The organism is Aerococcus viridans, assembly GCF_001543285.1.
GTDB classification, from domain to species: Bacteria; Bacillota; Bacilli; order Lactobacillales; family Aerococcaceae; genus Aerococcus; species Aerococcus viridans.
The window spans coordinates 42,345-60,079 of sequence record NZ_CP014164.1 but is presented as its reverse complement, the minus strand read 5'-3'; the positions used below and the strand labels follow the sequence as shown (position 1 = coordinate 60,079).

Sequence of the window (17,735 nt, the reverse complement as noted above, 5' to 3'; positions counted from 1 at the left end):
TTCATTGGTCAACATTTCATTTTCATTGTTGTTGTTTTCATTAGCATTGTTTGCCATTTTCCCACTCCTATTACGTAAATTATTCAATCTCAATAGCGCCATGGGATTTTAGGCCACGCCTAACCCGCACGCTTACTTATTCCACTATCGCGCCTGCATCAATATTGAAAACCCTTGGTTCTTCAATTAATTCTCTTTGAATACCATCTAAACTTGTTGTTGTTAAAAAGGTTTGGACTTTCGACTGTATAGACTTCAATAAGTGGGTTTGCCGCTCATCATCTAATTCACTGAGTACGTCATCCAATAGTAAAATAGGGTATTCCCCTAAAACTTCATGCATGCATTCGATTTCTGCTAATTTCATACTCAATACAGTCGTCCGTTGCTGTCCTTGGGAACCAAATTTCTGCACATCACGGCCATTCACCTTAAAGGTCAAATCATCCCGATGTGGACCAACTAAAGTAACCCCTCTGGCAAATTCATGGTCTTTCTTCTCTTTAAATTTCGTCATCAACTGCTGGTAAATGGCATCTTCAGTCATATCTAAAGTCAACTCACTTGGACCACGATAAGCTAAAGTCAACTCTTCAAGCCCATGTGAAATGTTTGAATGGATGGGTTTAGCCCATGATTCCAGTTGGTCTACAAAACGTAGCCGTTGGTAAATAACATGGGTAGCAGACGCCGCTAACTGTTCAGTGAGAATATCTAAATAAATTTGATCTTGGGTTTCTTTATATAATAATTGCTTGAGGTAGGCATTTCGTTGTTTTAATAATCGATTATATTGAACCGACTCATACAGGTACTTCGGGCTCATTTGCCCAAGTTCCATATCAATAAACTTTCGTCTAAGTTGCGGGGCACCTTTAATCAGTTCTAAATCTTCCGGGGCAAAAAGGACCACATTCAATTTGCCAATATAATCACTCATCCGATTTTGGTTTAAATGGTTCACTTTTGCGCGTTTACCAGATTTCGTAATGGTTAGCGCTAGTGGTAAATCTGGATTCGTTCTCGTTGATATACTACCTTCAATACGCGCAAAGTCTTGTTTCCAATGGATGGTATCTTTTTCATTGGCCGTACGGTGACTTCTTGCCAGTGACATCATATAAATAGCCTCTAATAAAGATGTTTTCCCCTGGGCATTCTCGCCAATAAAGACGTTCACCCCAGGAGAAAATGTGACTGTTAGATCTTCATAATTTCTGAAGTCTTTTAACTTAATGTCATTCAGCTGCATGTCCATCACCATGCGCTTCATGGCTTTCGATGATAAATTCACCTTCATTCGGTATTGCAATAACCATACCTGGATACAATTTACGTCCACGTCGGTTATCAATTTCACCGTCTACAACGACATCATTTTCTTGTAGATACCATTTCGCTTCTCCGCCAGTACCTATCGCACCAGAAATTTTTAATAACTGACTCAATGTAATATATGCTGTTTTAATTTTTACGATTTCAGCCATCATTTCACCCCACATTCATCTTCCAAATTCGCTCTTCACATAAAATAAATCGTCTCTTCTTGCCATCACCGGACACAGCTAGTGGTCCTTAGCAGATTCAACGATTTTACTTTTATTTATACACCCTTAATTATACGCTAATTTACCGTATTTAGCAAATAAAGGCCCTGTATTAAAAGTTGGCATTTTAGATAGGGAAATACCTAGAATCTTACTTAAAGGGCTTAAAAGTCAAAAATTGGCACATTTTTATATGTAGACCGAAAAAAAGGACCAAAACCAGTAAATGATTTTGATCCTTATCCATTTGGCTAACCATATGAAAATGATTTGACCTTCGACATCAATTTTTAGCGGCTTTTGTCATTTCTCCAATTAGCTTCAATTAACCTCTTGGTGTACGAATTGGGGTAATCAATTGAACGAAATTGAAGTTATCAGTTTGGTCACTTGGTAATAGGGTGAAGGGGTGTGAAGATGACTGGAAGCCAATTTGTACATTTTGTTGACCAAATGATTTCAACGCTTCACGTAAGTAATCAGGGTTGAAGGAAATTTCTAAAGCTTCCCCTTCAGCTTTCACTACATTGATTTCTTCTTCTACATTCCCAACTTCAGCAGATTGACTAGATAAAATAATATCTTGGTCTGAAATATTCAAACGAACCACATTATTTTTACCTTCGTGACTTAAAATCAAAGCACGTTCAACAGCATTCACTAATTCACTCGCTGCCACTTCAATAATTGTTGAGTGGTCATTAGGTAATAAACGGTCTGTATTCGGGTAGTTACCTTCTAGTAAACGAGAGTATAGGTAAATATTACGAGCTTTAAACAATACTTGATTGTCTGTCACCATCATCTCAATGTCTTCATTACTATCTACAATACGGATTAATTCTTGTAATGAACGACCTGGAATATTGATATCTAACACTGTATCACCAGCTACTTCTGGCATTGTTAACGGCATAATGCGTTGACTTAAACGATGAGAGTCAGTTGCAACTGCTTTTAACTCACCATTCCCAATTTCAAAATGAATCCCAGTGAAAATAGGGCGAATTTCTTGGTTAGATACAGAAATAATGGTTTGGTTGACCACTTGTTTAAAGGTATCTGTTGGTAATGCGTAAGTTTGTTTTGCATCGATTTCAGGTAAACGTGGGTATTCACTACCATTAATCCCATTTAATGTAAATGATGCACGGTCAGAAGTGATTTCTGTTTGGAAGTTTTCAACAACTTCTAAATTCATCATATCTGATGGTAATTTCTTCACTATTTCACCTAAGAAACGAGATGGTAAGACAATATCACCAGTGGCTTCAATTTTTAATTTATTGTCATCATCTTTAGCATCGATAAATGCCTCAATAGAAATCGTTGCATCAGAACCAGTTAAGTAAAGACCTTCTTCTTTAACTGAGATTTTAACACCTGTCAAAACAGGTATTGTTGTTCTTGAACTTATGGCTCTTTGAACGTCCGTCAAATTTTGAATAAAAACAGAACGATTAATAGAAAATTTCATGTGTACACTCCTTGTATATAAATTTTAATTATAGATAAAAAAAATAGTAATAGTAATAGGCCTTGTTAATCTTGTTGATAACTTTTAGAAACCTTGTCAAAACATACTTTTCCACATGTGTATAAACTGTGGAAAAAACAGAGAGGTTATGAACAATTATCCACAACCTCCTTTTCTTACCTATATTTTAGCATAAGTCATTTCAAACGCTGACTTAGATGATGTAGATAAGGCATTATTTTTCTAATAAACGACGAATGCTGTCAACATCACGTTCTAACTCACTTTTTTCATCGATATCTTTTTTAATCTTGTCATAAGCATGAAGGACCGTCGTGTGGTCTTTACCGCCGAATTCTTGCCCAATTTTCGGTAGAGAAGCATCTGTTAATTCTCTACTTAAATACATGGCAATTTGGCGTGGAACCACGATTTGCCGTACCCGTTTCTTTCCTTTAAGATCAGAAACCTGCAAATTAAAGTATTGGGCCACTGTCTCAAGGATATTTGGAATGGTTGGTGAATTACTTTTCACATTGCTCTTATAATTTCTGAGCGCTTTAGCTGCAGTATTTGGCGTTAAGTCCTCTTGGTTCATGACCGCAAATGCCTGTACGCTAGTTAAAGCACCTTCCAATTCACGAATGTTGGAGTCAATTTGTCCAGCAATATATGAGAGGGTATCGTCTGGAATTTGTAAGCCATTAACGTTGGCCTTATTGCGCAAAATGGCAATCCTTGTCTCTAAATCTGGCGGTGTAATATCAGTTGATAAGCCTTGTTTAAAGCGGGAAACTAACCGGTCCTCTAACTCAGGGATCTGACTAGCGTCGCGGTCACTTGTTAAAACGATATGTTTATTATTATTGTAGAGCACGTTAAATGTATGGAAGAATTCTTCCTGGGTAGACTGTTTGTTCCCAATAAATTGAATATCATCTACTAATAACATATCGACTGTACGATACTCTTGGTGGAAGGCGTCTGTAGTGTTCTTACGAATGGCATTAATAAAATCATTCGTAAAAGTTTCACTAGAGACGTATTTAATTTTGGCATTCGGGTTTGTCCGTAATACTTCATGGCCAATTGCTTGCATCAAGTGGGTTTTACCTAACCCTACACCACCGAAGAAGAATAGGGGATTATAGTCGCGGCCGGGGCCTTCCGCAACAGCTAAAGCTGCAGCGTGAGCCATTTTATTGCCTTCACCGACGACGAAGTTATCAAAGGTATATTTTGGATTTAATAGATCTGATCCGTTGTCTTCAATATTGTCATTATGATTGTTTACTTGAATTTGATTGGCTGATTGTGACCGATCATCTTTTAAACTCACGACTAGATTCACGTCATGGTTTAAGTATTCAAATAAAACTTGTCGAATCTGTATCGAATAATGTTTCTCAATATGGTCCTTGTGCAGCACTGAAATGGCTTTTAAATACAAGGTATCGTTCTCAAAGGCAACAGGATCTAGGTCTTTAATCCAAGTATCAAAACTTGTTTTAGGCAACTCTTCTTTGAAGTATTGGGTGACGTAATCCCATAATCGGTTTAATTCACTCATATATTTCCTAGCTCCTTAGTGTACAAAATTTCTACATCAAATATATTTCAATATGTTAGTACGACGAATCTTTAAATTCGTTAAGCTTATTCATAATATCATGAAAAAAAACAGTTTTCCACAGAAAAATCAGGATGTGAATAAAAATAATCCCAACTTTTGATAAATGTTTTCCACAGGATGTGCATAAACCTGTTAGCTGTTTGCCAGATTAAAGGTCTTGTGTATAATTATGCTTGTTTAAAGGTCAATTTATAAGGGTTTTTAATGAGTTATCAACAGATGTGGAAAAGTTTTGCAAAACTGTGGATTTGTTGAAAAGTCTTTTAAAAAACTTGGGGATGAATTTGAACTTGCTGCAGCTAACCACAGGCTTGTGCAAATTTCGTACACACTTTGTGAATAAGAGTTTACCATTTTTTTCTTCACATAGTTTGTGAAATTTAAAAGCAAGGCTTGTGAAAAAATAAGGGTAAATTTTAGGAGGATTTTTTCGCCAGAAATATCTGTTATAATATAGACGAGTCTTACTGGTTGAAAAGCTTAAAAAACCAATATTTGTACAAAAAGTATTGTGATATGAGGTATAATGTGGTAAAATCTTGATTACGAGTGCGAAATTTCGCACCTGAAATTGAATTTCGACTTTTTATTGTATATAATATTACAGTCGTTTTATATTAATGAAAAAACGAAAGACTTAATCGCAACAGGAGGTGCAAGTAATGAAAAGAACATACCAACCTAAAAAACGTCATCGTCAAAAAGTTCACGGTTTCCGTAAACGTATGAGCACTAAAAACGGTCGTCACGTTTTAGCAGCTCGTCGTAGAAAAGGAAGAAAAGTTATTTCTGCATAAGATCACATTAATATGTGGTCTTTTTTTATTAAGGAGGCGAACTTACGTGCGGAAATCTTATAGAGTCAAATCTGAGAAAGATTTTGGCCAGGTATTTCATCACGGTCATAGTACTGCGAATCGCCAATTTGTTATTTATCGGTTGGAGAAGGACCAACCCCATTTCCGGATTGGTATCTCTGTCGGTAAGAAAATTGGAAACGCTGTTACCCGTAATGCAGTGAAGCGAAAAATTCGTCAAAGCATTACCGAACTTAAGGCAGGTATTGATCCGTCTAATGATTTTATTGTGATTGCTCGTAAGCCAGCTGCAGATATGACAACAGCTGAAGTGAAAAAAAGTTTGATTCATGTGCTATCTTTGGCAAAAATTTATCATCCGATAAAAGAGGATACAAAAGCAAAGTCATTACCACATGAATAGTAGAATTCGTGGAGGATTTGTAAAAATTGAATATTCGAAGTAAAAAAATGTGGAAGATTTTAGCAATCACCATGATGGCTGTTATCTTTCTAGCGGCTTGTGGGACAAGTCCAATCGATGAGAATTCGACAGGTTTGTGGGACCGTTACATCGTCTATAACTTTTCACGTATTATTGTGTGGTTATCAGATATCTTTGGTAACTATGGTGTAGGGATTATTGCCTTTACCTTGATCATTCGTATCATCTTGATTCCATTAACCAAGTACCAAACACAAAGTACTGAAAAAATGCAAATGATGCAGCCTGAGCTAAAAGCCTTGCAAGAAAAATATGCATCTAAGGATCCAGAGACTCAGCAAAAATTACAAGAAGAAACAGCCAAGTTAAATGAAAAATATGACTATAGCATGTGGTCCGGTTGTTTACCAATGTTAATTCAATTGCCAATCTTGATGGCCTTATATCAATCTATTTCCAGAACAGAAATTCTAAGCCAAGGTCACTTCTTATGGTTAGAATTAGGAGTTCCTGACCAACTATTTGTAATCCCAATTATTGCAGCTATTCTAACATGGTATAACACACGTTTGACAACGATTGGTACACCAAATAGCAATCCATCAATGGCGATGATGCAATGGACAATGCCAGTAATGATTTTATTCATGGGTGTAACCTTACCATCAGCAATATCCCTTTACTGGGTGGCGTCCACTGGATTTACAATTCTTCAAACATTAGTGATGAATAATCCTTTTAAGAAGCGTGATGCACGCGAAGATCAAATTCGTAAAGAGAAAGAGCTAGAACGACGTTTAGAAAAAGCAAAACGTAATCCTAATGGTAAGAAGAAATAACAGGAGGTTCTTGTATTGAAAACTGAAAGATTTGAAGCGACTTCAGTCGATGCTGCTATTGCCAAAGGCTTGCAACAACTTCGGTTGGCGCGAGAAGATGTTGAAGTTCAAGTAATTCAAGAAGCCAAAAAAGGATTTCTCGGTTTAGGGGCAAAGGATGCGATTGTAGCCATCCATTACACTGAACGAGAAGTGTCCGAAATTGATGCCACAACAGATGATTTATTTTCCTTCTCTGATTTAGGTCAAGAAAACACATCAGCAGTGGCGCCATTTGAAGATTTAGATGGTCAACCATCTGAAAATGCAGATACAAAAATCAATTCAGTAACAGATGAAACTGAAGAAGAAGTTGTTGAATCAACAAATTTTGAGGAAGAGCTAGAGGTTCAAGACGCTGAGTCTGAATCGGAGCAAGAAGTTGAAGAATCACTTGCCTATGATGAAGTGACTACTGAAAAGTCTGAACCATCGATTAATGAGGAAACGCCTACTGATCAAGTAAATATTGCTGAAGTAGCAATTGAATCAGAAGAAGTACCAGTTGAAGCAACTGAAACGCCTGGTCAAACAGGCGAAAACTTAGAATTGGTAGATGAAGACTTCAAAGATGTGGAATATGTTGCTGAATACCTGATTGACGTGTTGGCATCCTACCTAGTAGACGCCAATATTGAAGTTGAGGACCGTGGTCGTACTATTATTTACAATATCCAAACTGAGAAAAAAGGGTTGGTTATTGGTAAACACGGTAAGATCATTAATTCATTAGAAATACTTGCCCAAGTGATGACCCACCAATATGTGCGCCCACATGTCAAAGTGATTGTAAATGTTGGCAATTATCGGGAAAGACGTCAAGAAACCTTAGCGAGATTAGCACGTAAAACAGCGGACCAAGTAGCCAATTCAAAACAACCTGTTTTCTTGGACCCACTACCTGCTGCGGAACGTAAAATTATCCACGCGCAATTGGCTAGATATTCATATATTGCGACCCATTCTGAAGGGAAAGAACCGCATAGATATCTAGTTGTATCTTACAAAGACTAAAAATAATAAAAATACTAAAAGCAAACGACCCCCATTATCACTGGATTTTGAGGGTCGTTTTTTCTGGTTATTATCGCTTTATAATATTACATTTTCTTATACAAATTGCCCCAGATTCACATCATATAGACCATTATCTGTTAGCCGTAATTCTGGAATGACCGTTAAGGCAATGAAAGATAGGGTCATAAACGGATCGATAGATTCAGGTACACCAAGTGCTCTAGCATGTGCCACCATCTTATTTAATTGCGCTTGTACCGTTTTGCCTGACTGGATACTGATAATACCAGCCAATTCTAGTGGTAGGGCTGCAACAATTTCCCCTTTAGAAGCAATCACGTAGCCCCCTTGAATACGGTCCAATTCTTTCACAGCCAGTAGTATATCAGCGTCGTTATCGCCCACAGCCGTAATATTATGCGCATCATGGGACACACTAGTCGCAATCGCGCCATTTTCAATATTATAGCCCTTAATCGCGCTCACACCGATACCACCCGAATGACCGTGACGTTCAATCACACAAGCCTTATTGAAGTCTCTATTGGCTTCAAATTTGCCATCTACACTAGGTAATATCTCTTCAGACCCTCTTGTCAAAATGGATTGTGCCACCAAGTTAATAACCTTTACTGGCGTGTTATCTGCCTTTAATTCAAGATTTTCTTGGTTGATTTTCGGCAGTTTAACTGAATTTAAGAGATTGGCGTCTGATACGGGCGCAATATGTTGGCTATTTAACTGGTCAAAGTCAATGATTTACCCGTTTTTGATGACAAGTTCAACTGATACTTGGTCAAGGTCATCGATAATGAGTAAATCCGCTAGATAGCCAGCCCCAACTGCTCCTAAATCATGTAAGTTATAGGCGCGAGCGGCATTATATGAAGCCATTTTGTAAGCTGTGGCAGCAGGAACGCCCAGTGCGATCGCCTTACGGACGCAAAAGTCGATATGGCCTTCTTTTTCAATATCTTCAAGATGTTTATCATCCGTACAGAACATGCAATGGTCTAGGGCGATATCATGTTCAACAAAGCCTTTAAGGATTGCCTCAAGGTTTCTAGCGGCACTGCCTTCACGGATCAACAATTTAAAGCCAGCCCGTAATTTTTCAATCGCTTCCTCGTAATTCTCCGCCTCGTGTTCAGTATCAATACCGGCAGCCCGGTATGCTTGTAAGGGTTTCCACGTTAAACCAGGGGCATGACCATCTACAATTTGGTTTTTAAAAAGTGTCAATTTATCCAGTATTTTCCCGTCAGCCTTAACCACATCATCAAACCGCATCATTTCAGCTAGACCAAAGACTTGCTTGTTTTCAAGGTAGGGCGCCATGTCAGCTGCTAAAATTTCGCCAGCCCCATTGGTGTCGATATCTGTTGCAGGCACACACGAAGGCATCATGATATGAGTAGTCATGGGTGTTTCTTCAATACTGGTCAGCATAAAGTCCAAGCCTTTTTGCCCAAGGACATTGACCAATTCGTGTGGATCGGCAAAAACAGTTGTCGTCCCTTTTGCTAGGGCGTATTTTGAAAATTCTAAGGGCGTCACCATGGCAGATTCGATATGCATGTGGGCGTCGATAAAGCCTGGTGCAATGTATTTGCCTGTACAATCAATGGTTTGCTTACCTTCGTACTTGCCTAAAGCCGCAATCCGGTTGCCCACAATGGCCACATCAGTTTGGATGATTTCTTCTGTAAATACATTAATCACATAGCCATTTTTTAAGACAATGTCAGCTATTGCCTTGCCGTTTGCGACGTTAATTAGATTTTCCATGCTTGTCCCCTTTTTTAATACCTATATGCCAAATATTGATAGTTAAACTTGTGGTAAGTAGCGAATCTTTCTTCACTACTTTAGGTCGATTAATTTGATTTAAAAATTTGAATAGTATTATACCCACAATCAGAAGCAAAAGTATAGGAAGAATTGATAAAAATACGAATTATAAAATAAATATAATAAAATATTGTTCGGATAAACTCGGGTTGAACCAATAGATAAGGTTCTATTATTCAGAAGAAAGGGGTAAAATTCCGATTAAACCGAGGTTAACCTCCCAAATCAAATGAATACAAAAGTGTATTACAAAAAACGCAGATTTTAAATCTACGTTTTAGCATATCTAGGTATCTGGCCACTTTTATTGAGACATTTTGACTTATTTTCGTTGAATCGGGTGGCCACCAAATCCGGAACGCAAGGCGGAGACGACTTTGTTTGAAAAACTGTCTGGTAATTGACTGTCATTTCGAACAAATAGGGATTGGGCGATAATCGGAACGGGTACATCTAGTGATAACGCTTCTTCAACCGTGTATTTGGCTTCGCCGCTGGAATCTATTTTGCCTACGATATGATCTAACTGACTGTCGTCATTGAAACTTTCTTCTATAATAGAAAACTAAATGAACGCATAAGGAGTTAGCTTATCTTTAGGGGTAAAGTTAGCTCTTTTTTATTTAGGGTTTGGCTGAAATAATGATTTTTCAAGGGATTAAAATACAAAAATATCTAAAATTGTATTTATAATGTATTTTATATATAAATAAAAAACGCAAAACCCCATTATGCTAAAGGTTATAAAATAACCCAAAGTATATCGCGTGAATATCACTTATAAATATAGTAAACTAGAAATAGTCTTAAGGAATTCTTTATTTTTGAAGTTTTCCAAATAAATTTTTAGATAAAAGGAGATGGAAAAAATGGATTTAGCAGGTTTATGGGCTAGCTTAGCTGCTAGCATACCAGCCATCATTGGTGGTATATTATTAATTCTTATTGCGTGGATCGTGGCAGTATTAGTTAAAAAGGCAGTTTCAAAAGGTTTACGAGCGGTGGGATTACCAGGTCGCTTCGTGAAATGGAATATTGCAGAGACTGAGGATCAAGCGGAAACAACGATTGATACCATCGCGCAAATTCTATACTACATTGTTTGGGTGCTATTCTTACCAGGCATCTTCGATACATTTGGTTTAGCTTCTATTGCGACACCAATTCGTGATATGACAGCAAATGCTTTAGGGTTCTTACCATCAATCGTTGGTGCAATCATTATTATGATTGTAGCGGTAGTGGTAGCGCGTTTAGTGAAACAATTGGTTTACTCACTAGTAAAAACAGTTAACATCGATAAGTATGTGGCTAAATTTACCGGTAACAAAACAGCAGACGGACAAACAGCAGATACAATTGCTAACGTACTTTCTTATGTAGCTTACATTGTTGTTTTCATTCCAATTGCAGTTGTAGCTCTTGAAACATTAGGTATTTCTTCAATTGCGACACCAATCATCGGTGTGTTAAATAGTATTGCTGCTGCAATTCCAAATATCTTAGTAGCAGTAATCTTATTAGGTGTTGGATTTGCGATTGCTAAAGTCATTGGTGAGTTAGTACAAAACTTACTTGCGGGCACTGGTTTAAACAACTTATTCAACCGTGAAACTGGTGCAACAACTAAAAACATCAATGTTTCAGAAATCATTGGTCAAGTAGTTGCTGTAGTCATTGGTTTATTCTTTACCGTTGAAGCCTTAAATGTATTAAACTTAGCGATCTTAAACACTGTTGGTGCAGCAATCATTGCTTACCTACCGAACGTATTAATTGCCTTAATTATCTTAGGGCTTGGTATCTTTGGTGGCCGTTTCGTTGGCGACTTAGTGAATAAAGCAACTCAAAGCAAATGGGTTGGTGCAATCGTTAAAGGCGTGTTCGTAGTCTTCTCAGTATTTATGGCATTAGATCAATTGAACTTTGCTAACAATATTGTGAACATGGCCTTCCTATTCATCATTGGTGGTTTATCAGTTGCCTTTGCCTTATCATTTGGTTTAGGTGGACGCGACTTCGCGAAAAAACAACTAGAAAAATTAGACAAGAAAATTGAAGAAGAATCTGGTCAAAACAACAACAATATTGACCAATTCTAATCAACAATGAAAGATAAGATTTTACCCCTGGCTGTGTGCTGGGGGTTTTTTCTTTTTGCTATTCAATTGCATGAAATCTTTAAGACTGGCTTCAGCTTTACTGTAACGCTTTAACTGTATTATGAAAACGTATACAATAAAAGTGATAAAAGTATTTATGATTGATTCTGGGAGTTGTCAAAAATGAAACAAAAAGCAACAAGGTTCTTACTATTGAGTACGTCATTACTGTTAGGTTCATGTTCTTGGTTTAATAATGCAGAAGATATTTATGATGAAAGTGAGACATCCTCGTCTGAACAAGTGTCCTCAAGTGCTAGTGATGAAACATCAGAAAATCCGCAATCCAGTCAGTCGAGTTCAACAGCAGAAGTGGCGCCAGCTTTAACAGTGGCTAACTATTTTCCAATGATTGAGGGGTATCAGGCAGTTTTTGAGGGTGACGGGAATGAGTATGCTGGTTTTAGTAGAACCTATGATTATATTGAGGACGATACGATATATATGCGGACGAACAATGGCGGGACATCTGTTTTAGAGCTGGTAGAAGTAACTGAAGATGCGGTGCGTGTGGTCTATACTCAGCCGGAATTCTATGCGCATGAGAAGATAGATGCGGCAGCCTTAATTGATCCAGAAAATACAGAGACCTTACTTGAAGCGCCTATAGCATTAGGTCATTCTTGGGAAACAGGCCTTGGTACTACTAGGGAAATCACTGCGATTGGTGTCCCTATGTCGACTCAAAATGATCTATATGACACGATTGAAGTGACTGAAGATACGGGTGATTTTGTGAATAAAGAATATTATGCAGCCGGTGTTGGTTTAGTTTATGCCTCAAGTGAATCGACAGACCCGGATGCCCCGTATACTGTAGTCCAAGATTTGGCTGAATTGAGTACTGAAGGTTGGGCCGAACCAGTTTCAGTCTACTATCCAGTAACTAAAGATGAATACACACAAGCTAGCGAGTCAGTCAATATCACAACCAATGATGATATGACCGCAGCTTTTACAAGTCTATTCCAAAGCGAAAATGACAGCCGTCCGCAATTATTACCAGCGGATGCAGCAATTCAAAGCTTAACAACTGAAACAAATGAAGAAACATTTGAAAAGACGCTTTATGTCGACTTTTCGTCTGGTATTATAGCTTTGGCGGATGACGAATGGGGTATGCAAAAGCTCAATAGTATCATGGCTAGTTCGAAGAGCTACTATAATGCAGACCATATTGAACCGCGTATCGATGGCGATCCTATTGAAATCGACGGACTAGTAGGGTTGAATGAAGCCAATCCAGTATTTGAAATTCCCGAATCGGTCATGAACGCCAGTATGATTGAAGAGTAAAACATATAACGCTAAGGGGTATGGCAGTCGTGCTATACCCCTTATTTGTGCCTTTAAATATTCTGCTTCAATGCAGACTTTATTGTTTACTTTTAAATGGAGATTGCGTATAATACCGAATGTATAAAAAAGTAGTTTGACAGTCAAAGTGTCTTTCTAGTCCGACCAGGTCATGGGAGGGGTAGATTGGGCGCTTTTTTATTTGCACAAATATAAACAATAGTAGATAAATTTAGATAGAAAGGAACATATTCATGATTACTCGTGGTTTTGATACAATTGCGGCTATTTCATCGGCACCGGGCGAAGGTGCGATTGGGATTGTCCGTCTTTCAGGTGATGACGCACTAGCGATTGCAGATAAGGTTTATAAATTAGGTCAGAAAAAACTGAGTACGCAAGATAGTCATACCATTCACTATGGCCATATTGTGGATCCAAAAGATGGTCAAGAGATTGACGAAGTGATGGTGTCTGTTATGCGTGAACCAAAAACATTTACGCGTGAAGATATTGTTGAGATTAATACCCATGGTGGGATTGTGGCGACAAATCGCGTGCTGGAACTTGTTTTGCGGGAAGGGGCTACCCTAGCAGAACCAGGTGAATTCACCAAACGTGCCTTTATCAACGGGCGGATTGACTTAACCCAAGCAGAAGCTGTGATGGATTTAATCCGTGCCAAGACGGACCGGTCAATGGATTTAGCTGTGAAGCAGTTGGACGGAAAATTATCCAATTTAATCGAAAATTTACGTCAAGACATCTTAAATACATTGGCGCAAGTTGAAGTAAACATTGACTACCCGGAATACGACGATGTGGAAGAAATGACCCTTAAATTATTGGGCGAGAAAACAACTATTATCAAGGACCGAATCGATGGCTTATTATCAACCGCTAAACAAGGAAAAATCTTGCGTGACGGGATTTCAACTGCCATTGTGGGTCGTCCAAATGTGGGGAAATCTTCCTTACTGAATGCCTTATTAAGAGAAGAAAAGGCCATTGTAACGGATATTGAAGGTACAACGCGTGACACGGTTGAAGAATATATCAATATCCGCGGGGTACCCTTGAAATTGGTGGATACAGCGGGTATTCGTGACACAGAAGATGTGGTGGAACGTATTGGTGTGGAACGGTCGAAGAAGGCCTTAATGGAAGCAGAATTGGTGTTATTATTGCTCAACCAATCTGAAGCCTTAACCGCTGGTGATCGTGAGCTTTTATCCTTAACCCAAGACCATAAACGAATTATTATCATGAATAAGATTGATTTACCAAGCCAACTTTTAAAAGAATCCCTGTTAGAGTGGGTTGAAGAGGACGAAATCATTGCCACGTCTATGATGACTCAAGAAGGTATTGACGCTTTAGAGGAGAAAATTGCAGACTACTTCTTCTCAGGTCAATCAGGGGAAAAGGACGCGACTTATGTTTCTAACGCCCGCCATATAGACCTTTTACAAAAAGCTAGTCAATCATTAGACGAAGTGAGAAACGGGATTGATATGGGCATGCCCGTTGATTTGATTCAAATCGACTTTACCCGTGCTTGGGAGATTTTAGGTGAAATTATTGGTGAAAATGCACCGGATGAACTATTAACACAACTATTCAGTCAATTCTGTTTAGGTAAATAAAAGAAGAGTAGAAAGGATGAGATGATGCAAACTTATGAAGCAGGCAAATATGATGTCATTGTAGTTGGTGCTGGGCATGCAGGGAGTGAAGCAGCCTTAGCCGCAGCGCGTATGGGCGCTGAAACCATGTTGATTACGATTAACATTGATATGGTTGCCTTTATGCCATGTAACCCGTCAATTGGGGGACCAGCTAAAGGAGTAGTTGTCAGAGAAATCGACGCCCTTGGTGGTGAAATGGGCCGCAATATTGATAAAACCTATATCCAAATGCGTATGCTGAATACAGGTAAGGGACCGGCTGTCCGTGCCTTACGTGCGCAAGCAGATAAAGATGAATACGCCAAAGAAATGCGTAAAACTATCGAAAACCAAGACCACTTAACCCTACGTCAAGGTTTAGTAGACGACTTGATTATTGAAGATGATACGGTTAAAGGGATTATCACCAACACAGGTGCTATTTACCGTGCAGATGCTGTTATTTTGACAACTGGTACGGCAGCCCGTGGTGAAATTATTATTGGGGAATTAAAATATTCTTCAGGTCCCAACAACTCGCAACCAGCTGAGAAATTGACTAGGAATATGGCGGAAAAATACGGCTTTGATATTGCCCGCTTTAAAACTGGTACACCGCCACGCGTGGACAAACGTACGATCAACTATGATGCAACGGAAATCCAACCGGGTGATGATGCGCCGAATCATTTTTCATTCATGTCCAAAGACGCGGATTACTTACCATTAGTAGACCAAGTCCCATGTTTCTTGACTTATACCAATGAAGCAACTCATGAAACGATTCGTGAAAACTTACATCGTGCACCGATGTTTACAGGGATCGTTGAGGGTGTAGGTGCCCGTTACTGCCCGTCAATTGAAGATAAGATTGTGCGTTTTGCAGATAAACCAAAACACCAAATCTTCCTTGAACCTGAAGGGTTAGACAACGAAGAAATCTATGTCCAAGGACTTTCAACTTCACTACCAGAAGACGTGCAAAATGATATGATTCATTCAGTTAAAGGCTTGGAAAACGCACGTATCATGCGTAACGGCTACGCCATTGAGTACGATGTGGTGAAACCAAACCAATTGAAAGTGAACTTAGAGACTAAACAAGTGGCCAACTTATTTACAGCTGGTCAAACAAACGGTACTTCTGGTTATGAAGAAGCTGCTGGTCAAGGTTTATACGCAGGGATTAACGCCGTCCTTAAAATCCGCGGCGAAGAACCTTTTGTTATCGGCCGTGACCAAGGCTATATTGGGGTAATGATCGATGATTTAGTCACAAAAGGGACAACTGAACCGTATCGATTATTAACATCACGCGCTGAATACCGTTTATTATTACGTCATGACAACGCTGATACTCGTTTAACTGAAAAAGGTTATGAATTTGGTTTAGTCTCTGAAGAACAATACAACTTATACAAATCAAACCAAGCAGAGGTTGCTGAAGAGTTAGACCGTTTAGCCAATGTTCGCTTGAAACCAACTCAAGAATTACAAGACTACCTTGCAGAGAAAAATTCTGCAGCCTTAAAAGATGGAATCATGGCGAGCGACTTACTACGTCGTCCAGAGCTTAAAATTGATGATATCCTTAAATTCGCCCCAAGCGACAAGGATTTATCACGTCAAGTATTAGAACAAGTTGAAATCCAAATCAAATATGCTGGTTATATTGTTAAAGAACAACGTAAAGTAGAAAAATTACATCGTTTAGAGCAAAAAGAAATTCCAGCCGACATCGATTGGGATGCCATCGACAGCTTAGCCACCGAAGCACGTCAACGATTGAAAGAAATCGGCCCACGTACTTTAGCACAAGCCAGTCGTGTATCAGGGGTAAATCCAGCAGATGTCTCCATTATTATGGTTTACTTACAAGGCGGGCATGTAGCACGTGTTTAACCAGTAAGTACATTAAAAAAGCTATCCCAGAAAATAGGGATAGCTTTTTGTGATTTATCATCTATAGTGCATTATGTTTACAGCCAAATGGTCTGTGATGGGAACCATTTAGGGACTTTTCTAATTTGTGTTCTTCAAGGACCTTATCTTCTTTTAAAAAGCGGGCTATGCTATAATTTGATTGAGAAAACATTGGAAATTGAACGGAAAAGGCGTATTCATATACTAGAACGTGTTATTTTCCATGTAACTGAAATGAAAGAATGGGAAACCATTAGACCAAGTCTTCAATACCCTCAGAATTCAATATAGAAAGTAGACGATTATGAATCCAGAACAATTTAAAAGTAGCCTCGCTGAAGCGGGGATCCAACTAAATGACCAACAAATGGCACAATTTAACCGCTATTTCGAGTTATTAGTTGAATGGAATGAGAAAATCAATTTAACAGCGATTACGGCATTAGAAGAAGTGTATTTGAAGCATTTCTATGATTCGCTGACTGTAGCCATGCATGTAGAGATGGCTGATCAGGAATATCGCTTGGTAGATGTGGGTTCAGGAGCTGGTTTCCCAAGTATCCCATTGAAAATTGCCTTGCCAAACTTAGACATCACCATCGTTGATTCATTGAATAAACGCATCAACTTTATCAATGAAGTGGTGAATGAACTTGGTTTAGAAGGTGTGCATGCCTACCACGATCGCGCTGAAATCTTTGGTCAAAACCCACAATTCCGCGACCAATTCGACTTTGCAACAGCTAGAGCAGTAGCCCGCTTGAACTTATTAGCGGAATTTTGTCTACCTTTAGTGAAAAAGGACGGCCAATTTCTAGCTATGAAAGCTCAAAAATCAGACGATGAAATTGAAGAAGCCAAACATGCCATTGCTATTTTAGGTGGTAAGTTTGTGGAAGATATTCAATTTGACTTACCAGCTGAAGCAGGCGAACGTCATATTCTACGAATTGAAAAACCAAAAGAAACACCAAATAAATATCCGCGTAAGCCAGGAAAACCAGCGAAAAGTCCATTATAGTTAAGAGAAAGCTATACGCAG

At 38.6% G+C, this 17,735-nt stretch carries 15 protein-coding genes and 1 pseudogene; 9 read left to right on the top strand and 7 right to left on the bottom strand.

Features of this window, described 5'->3' with window-relative positions:
• Positions 1–136: 136 nt before the first annotated feature.
• The 4 genes from recF to dnaA form a co-directional block, all read right to left on the bottom strand.
• Complete coding sequence (gene recF, locus AWM76_RS00265; RefSeq protein WP_003142914.1) at positions 137–1,252, bottom strand: DNA replication/repair protein RecF; 1,116 nt, start codon at positions 1,250–1,252, stop codon at positions 137–139.
• A complete protein-coding gene (gene yaaA / locus AWM76_RS00260) occupies positions 1,239–1,487 on the bottom strand; it encodes a S4 domain-containing protein YaaA (RefSeq protein WP_026465537.1) in 249 nt (82 codons plus the stop codon). Before yaaA ends, recF begins: the two co-directional genes overlap by 14 nt.
• Positions 1,488–1,872: 385 nt before the next feature.
• Positions 1,873–3,024, bottom strand: a complete 1,152-nt coding sequence (gene dnaN / locus AWM76_RS00255; RefSeq protein ID WP_003142917.1) for a DNA polymerase III subunit beta — start codon at positions 3,022–3,024, stop codon at positions 1,873–1,875.
• A 235-nt stretch (positions 3,025–3,259) separates the two neighbouring features.
• Positions 3,260–4,594 (bottom strand): chromosomal replication initiator protein DnaA, encoded by a 1,335-nt coding sequence (dnaA, locus tag AWM76_RS00250; RefSeq protein ID WP_003142919.1) that lies wholly within the window; start codon positions 4,592–4,594, stop codon positions 3,260–3,262.
• A gap of 725 nt (positions 4,595–5,319) precedes the next feature.
• Here dnaA and rpmH point away from each other — a divergent pair.
• The 4 genes from rpmH to jag are packed head-to-tail and all read left to right on the top strand — an operon-like array spanning position 5,320 to position 7,791.
• Positions 5,320–5,454 carry a 50S ribosomal protein L34 gene (gene rpmH, locus AWM76_RS00245; RefSeq protein ID WP_003142921.1) on the top strand — a complete coding sequence of 45 codons (135 nt, stop codon included), beginning with the start codon at positions 5,320–5,322 and terminating at the stop codon, positions 5,452–5,454.
• A gap of 46 nt (positions 5,455–5,500) precedes the next feature.
• Positions 5,501–5,878, top strand: a complete 378-nt coding sequence (gene rnpA / locus AWM76_RS00240) for a ribonuclease P protein component (protein WP_003142923.1) — start codon at positions 5,501–5,503, stop codon at positions 5,876–5,878.
• Between the two features lie 32 nt (positions 5,879–5,910).
• Positions 5,911–6,738 (top strand): membrane protein insertase YidC, encoded by an 828-nt coding sequence (gene yidC / locus AWM76_RS00235; RefSeq protein WP_026465534.1) that lies wholly within the window; start codon positions 5,911–5,913, stop codon positions 6,736–6,738.
• Between the two features lie 15 nt (positions 6,739–6,753).
• A complete protein-coding gene (gene jag, locus AWM76_RS00230; RefSeq protein WP_003142928.1) occupies positions 6,754–7,791 on the top strand; it encodes an RNA-binding cell elongation regulator Jag/EloR in 1,038 nt (345 codons plus the stop codon).
• Between the two features lie 96 nt (positions 7,792–7,887).
• Here the strand turns inward: jag and AWM76_RS10875 are convergent, their stop codons facing one another.
• From AWM76_RS10875 to AWM76_RS11180, 3 genes and pseudogenes are all read right to left on the bottom strand, one after another.
• Positions 7,888–8,394, bottom strand: coding sequence for an adenine deaminase C-terminal domain-containing protein (locus AWM76_RS10875; protein WP_201024710.1), 507 nt, complete (start codon positions 8,392–8,394; stop codon positions 7,888–7,890).
• A gap of 159 nt (positions 8,395–8,553) precedes the next feature.
• Positions 8,554–9,582, bottom strand: a complete 1,029-nt coding sequence (locus tag AWM76_RS10870) for an amidohydrolase family protein (RefSeq protein ID WP_003142932.1) — start codon at positions 9,580–9,582, stop codon at positions 8,554–8,556.
• A gap of 385 nt (positions 9,583–9,967) precedes the next feature.
• A pseudogene (locus AWM76_RS11180) lies at positions 9,968–10,147 on the bottom strand (phosphogluconate dehydrogenase (NAD(+)-dependent, decarboxylating)); the annotation flags it as partial.
• Positions 10,148–10,514: 367 nt separating this feature from the next.
• On the opposite strand from AWM76_RS11180, the gene AWM76_RS00220 reads away from it, so the two are divergent.
• From AWM76_RS00220 to rsmG, 5 genes are all read left to right on the top strand, one after another.
• Positions 10,515–11,747: a mechanosensitive ion channel gene (locus AWM76_RS00220; protein ID WP_050774116.1), complete on the top strand. Its 1,233-nt coding sequence runs from the start codon at positions 10,515–10,517 to the stop codon at positions 11,745–11,747.
• 183 nt (positions 11,748–11,930) lie between these two features.
• Positions 11,931–13,103, top strand: a complete 1,173-nt coding sequence (locus AWM76_RS00215; protein WP_003142938.1) for a GerMN domain-containing protein — start codon at positions 11,931–11,933, stop codon at positions 13,101–13,103.
• Positions 13,104–13,357: 254 nt separating this feature from the next.
• Positions 13,358–14,749: a tRNA uridine-5-carboxymethylaminomethyl(34) synthesis GTPase MnmE gene (mnmE, locus tag AWM76_RS00210; RefSeq protein WP_003142940.1), complete on the top strand. Its 1,392-nt coding sequence runs from the start codon at positions 13,358–13,360 to the stop codon at positions 14,747–14,749.
• 24 nt (positions 14,750–14,773) lie between these two features.
• A complete protein-coding gene (mnmG, locus tag AWM76_RS00205; RefSeq protein WP_039935857.1) occupies positions 14,774–16,672 on the top strand; it encodes a tRNA uridine-5-carboxymethylaminomethyl(34) synthesis enzyme MnmG in 1,899 nt (632 codons plus the stop codon).
• A 325-nt stretch (positions 16,673–16,997) separates the two neighbouring features.
• Complete coding sequence (rsmG, locus tag AWM76_RS00200; RefSeq protein ID WP_003142948.1) at positions 16,998–17,714, top strand: 16S rRNA (guanine(527)-N(7))-methyltransferase RsmG; 717 nt, start codon at positions 16,998–17,000, stop codon at positions 17,712–17,714.
• Positions 17,715–17,735 lie beyond the last annotated feature (21 nt).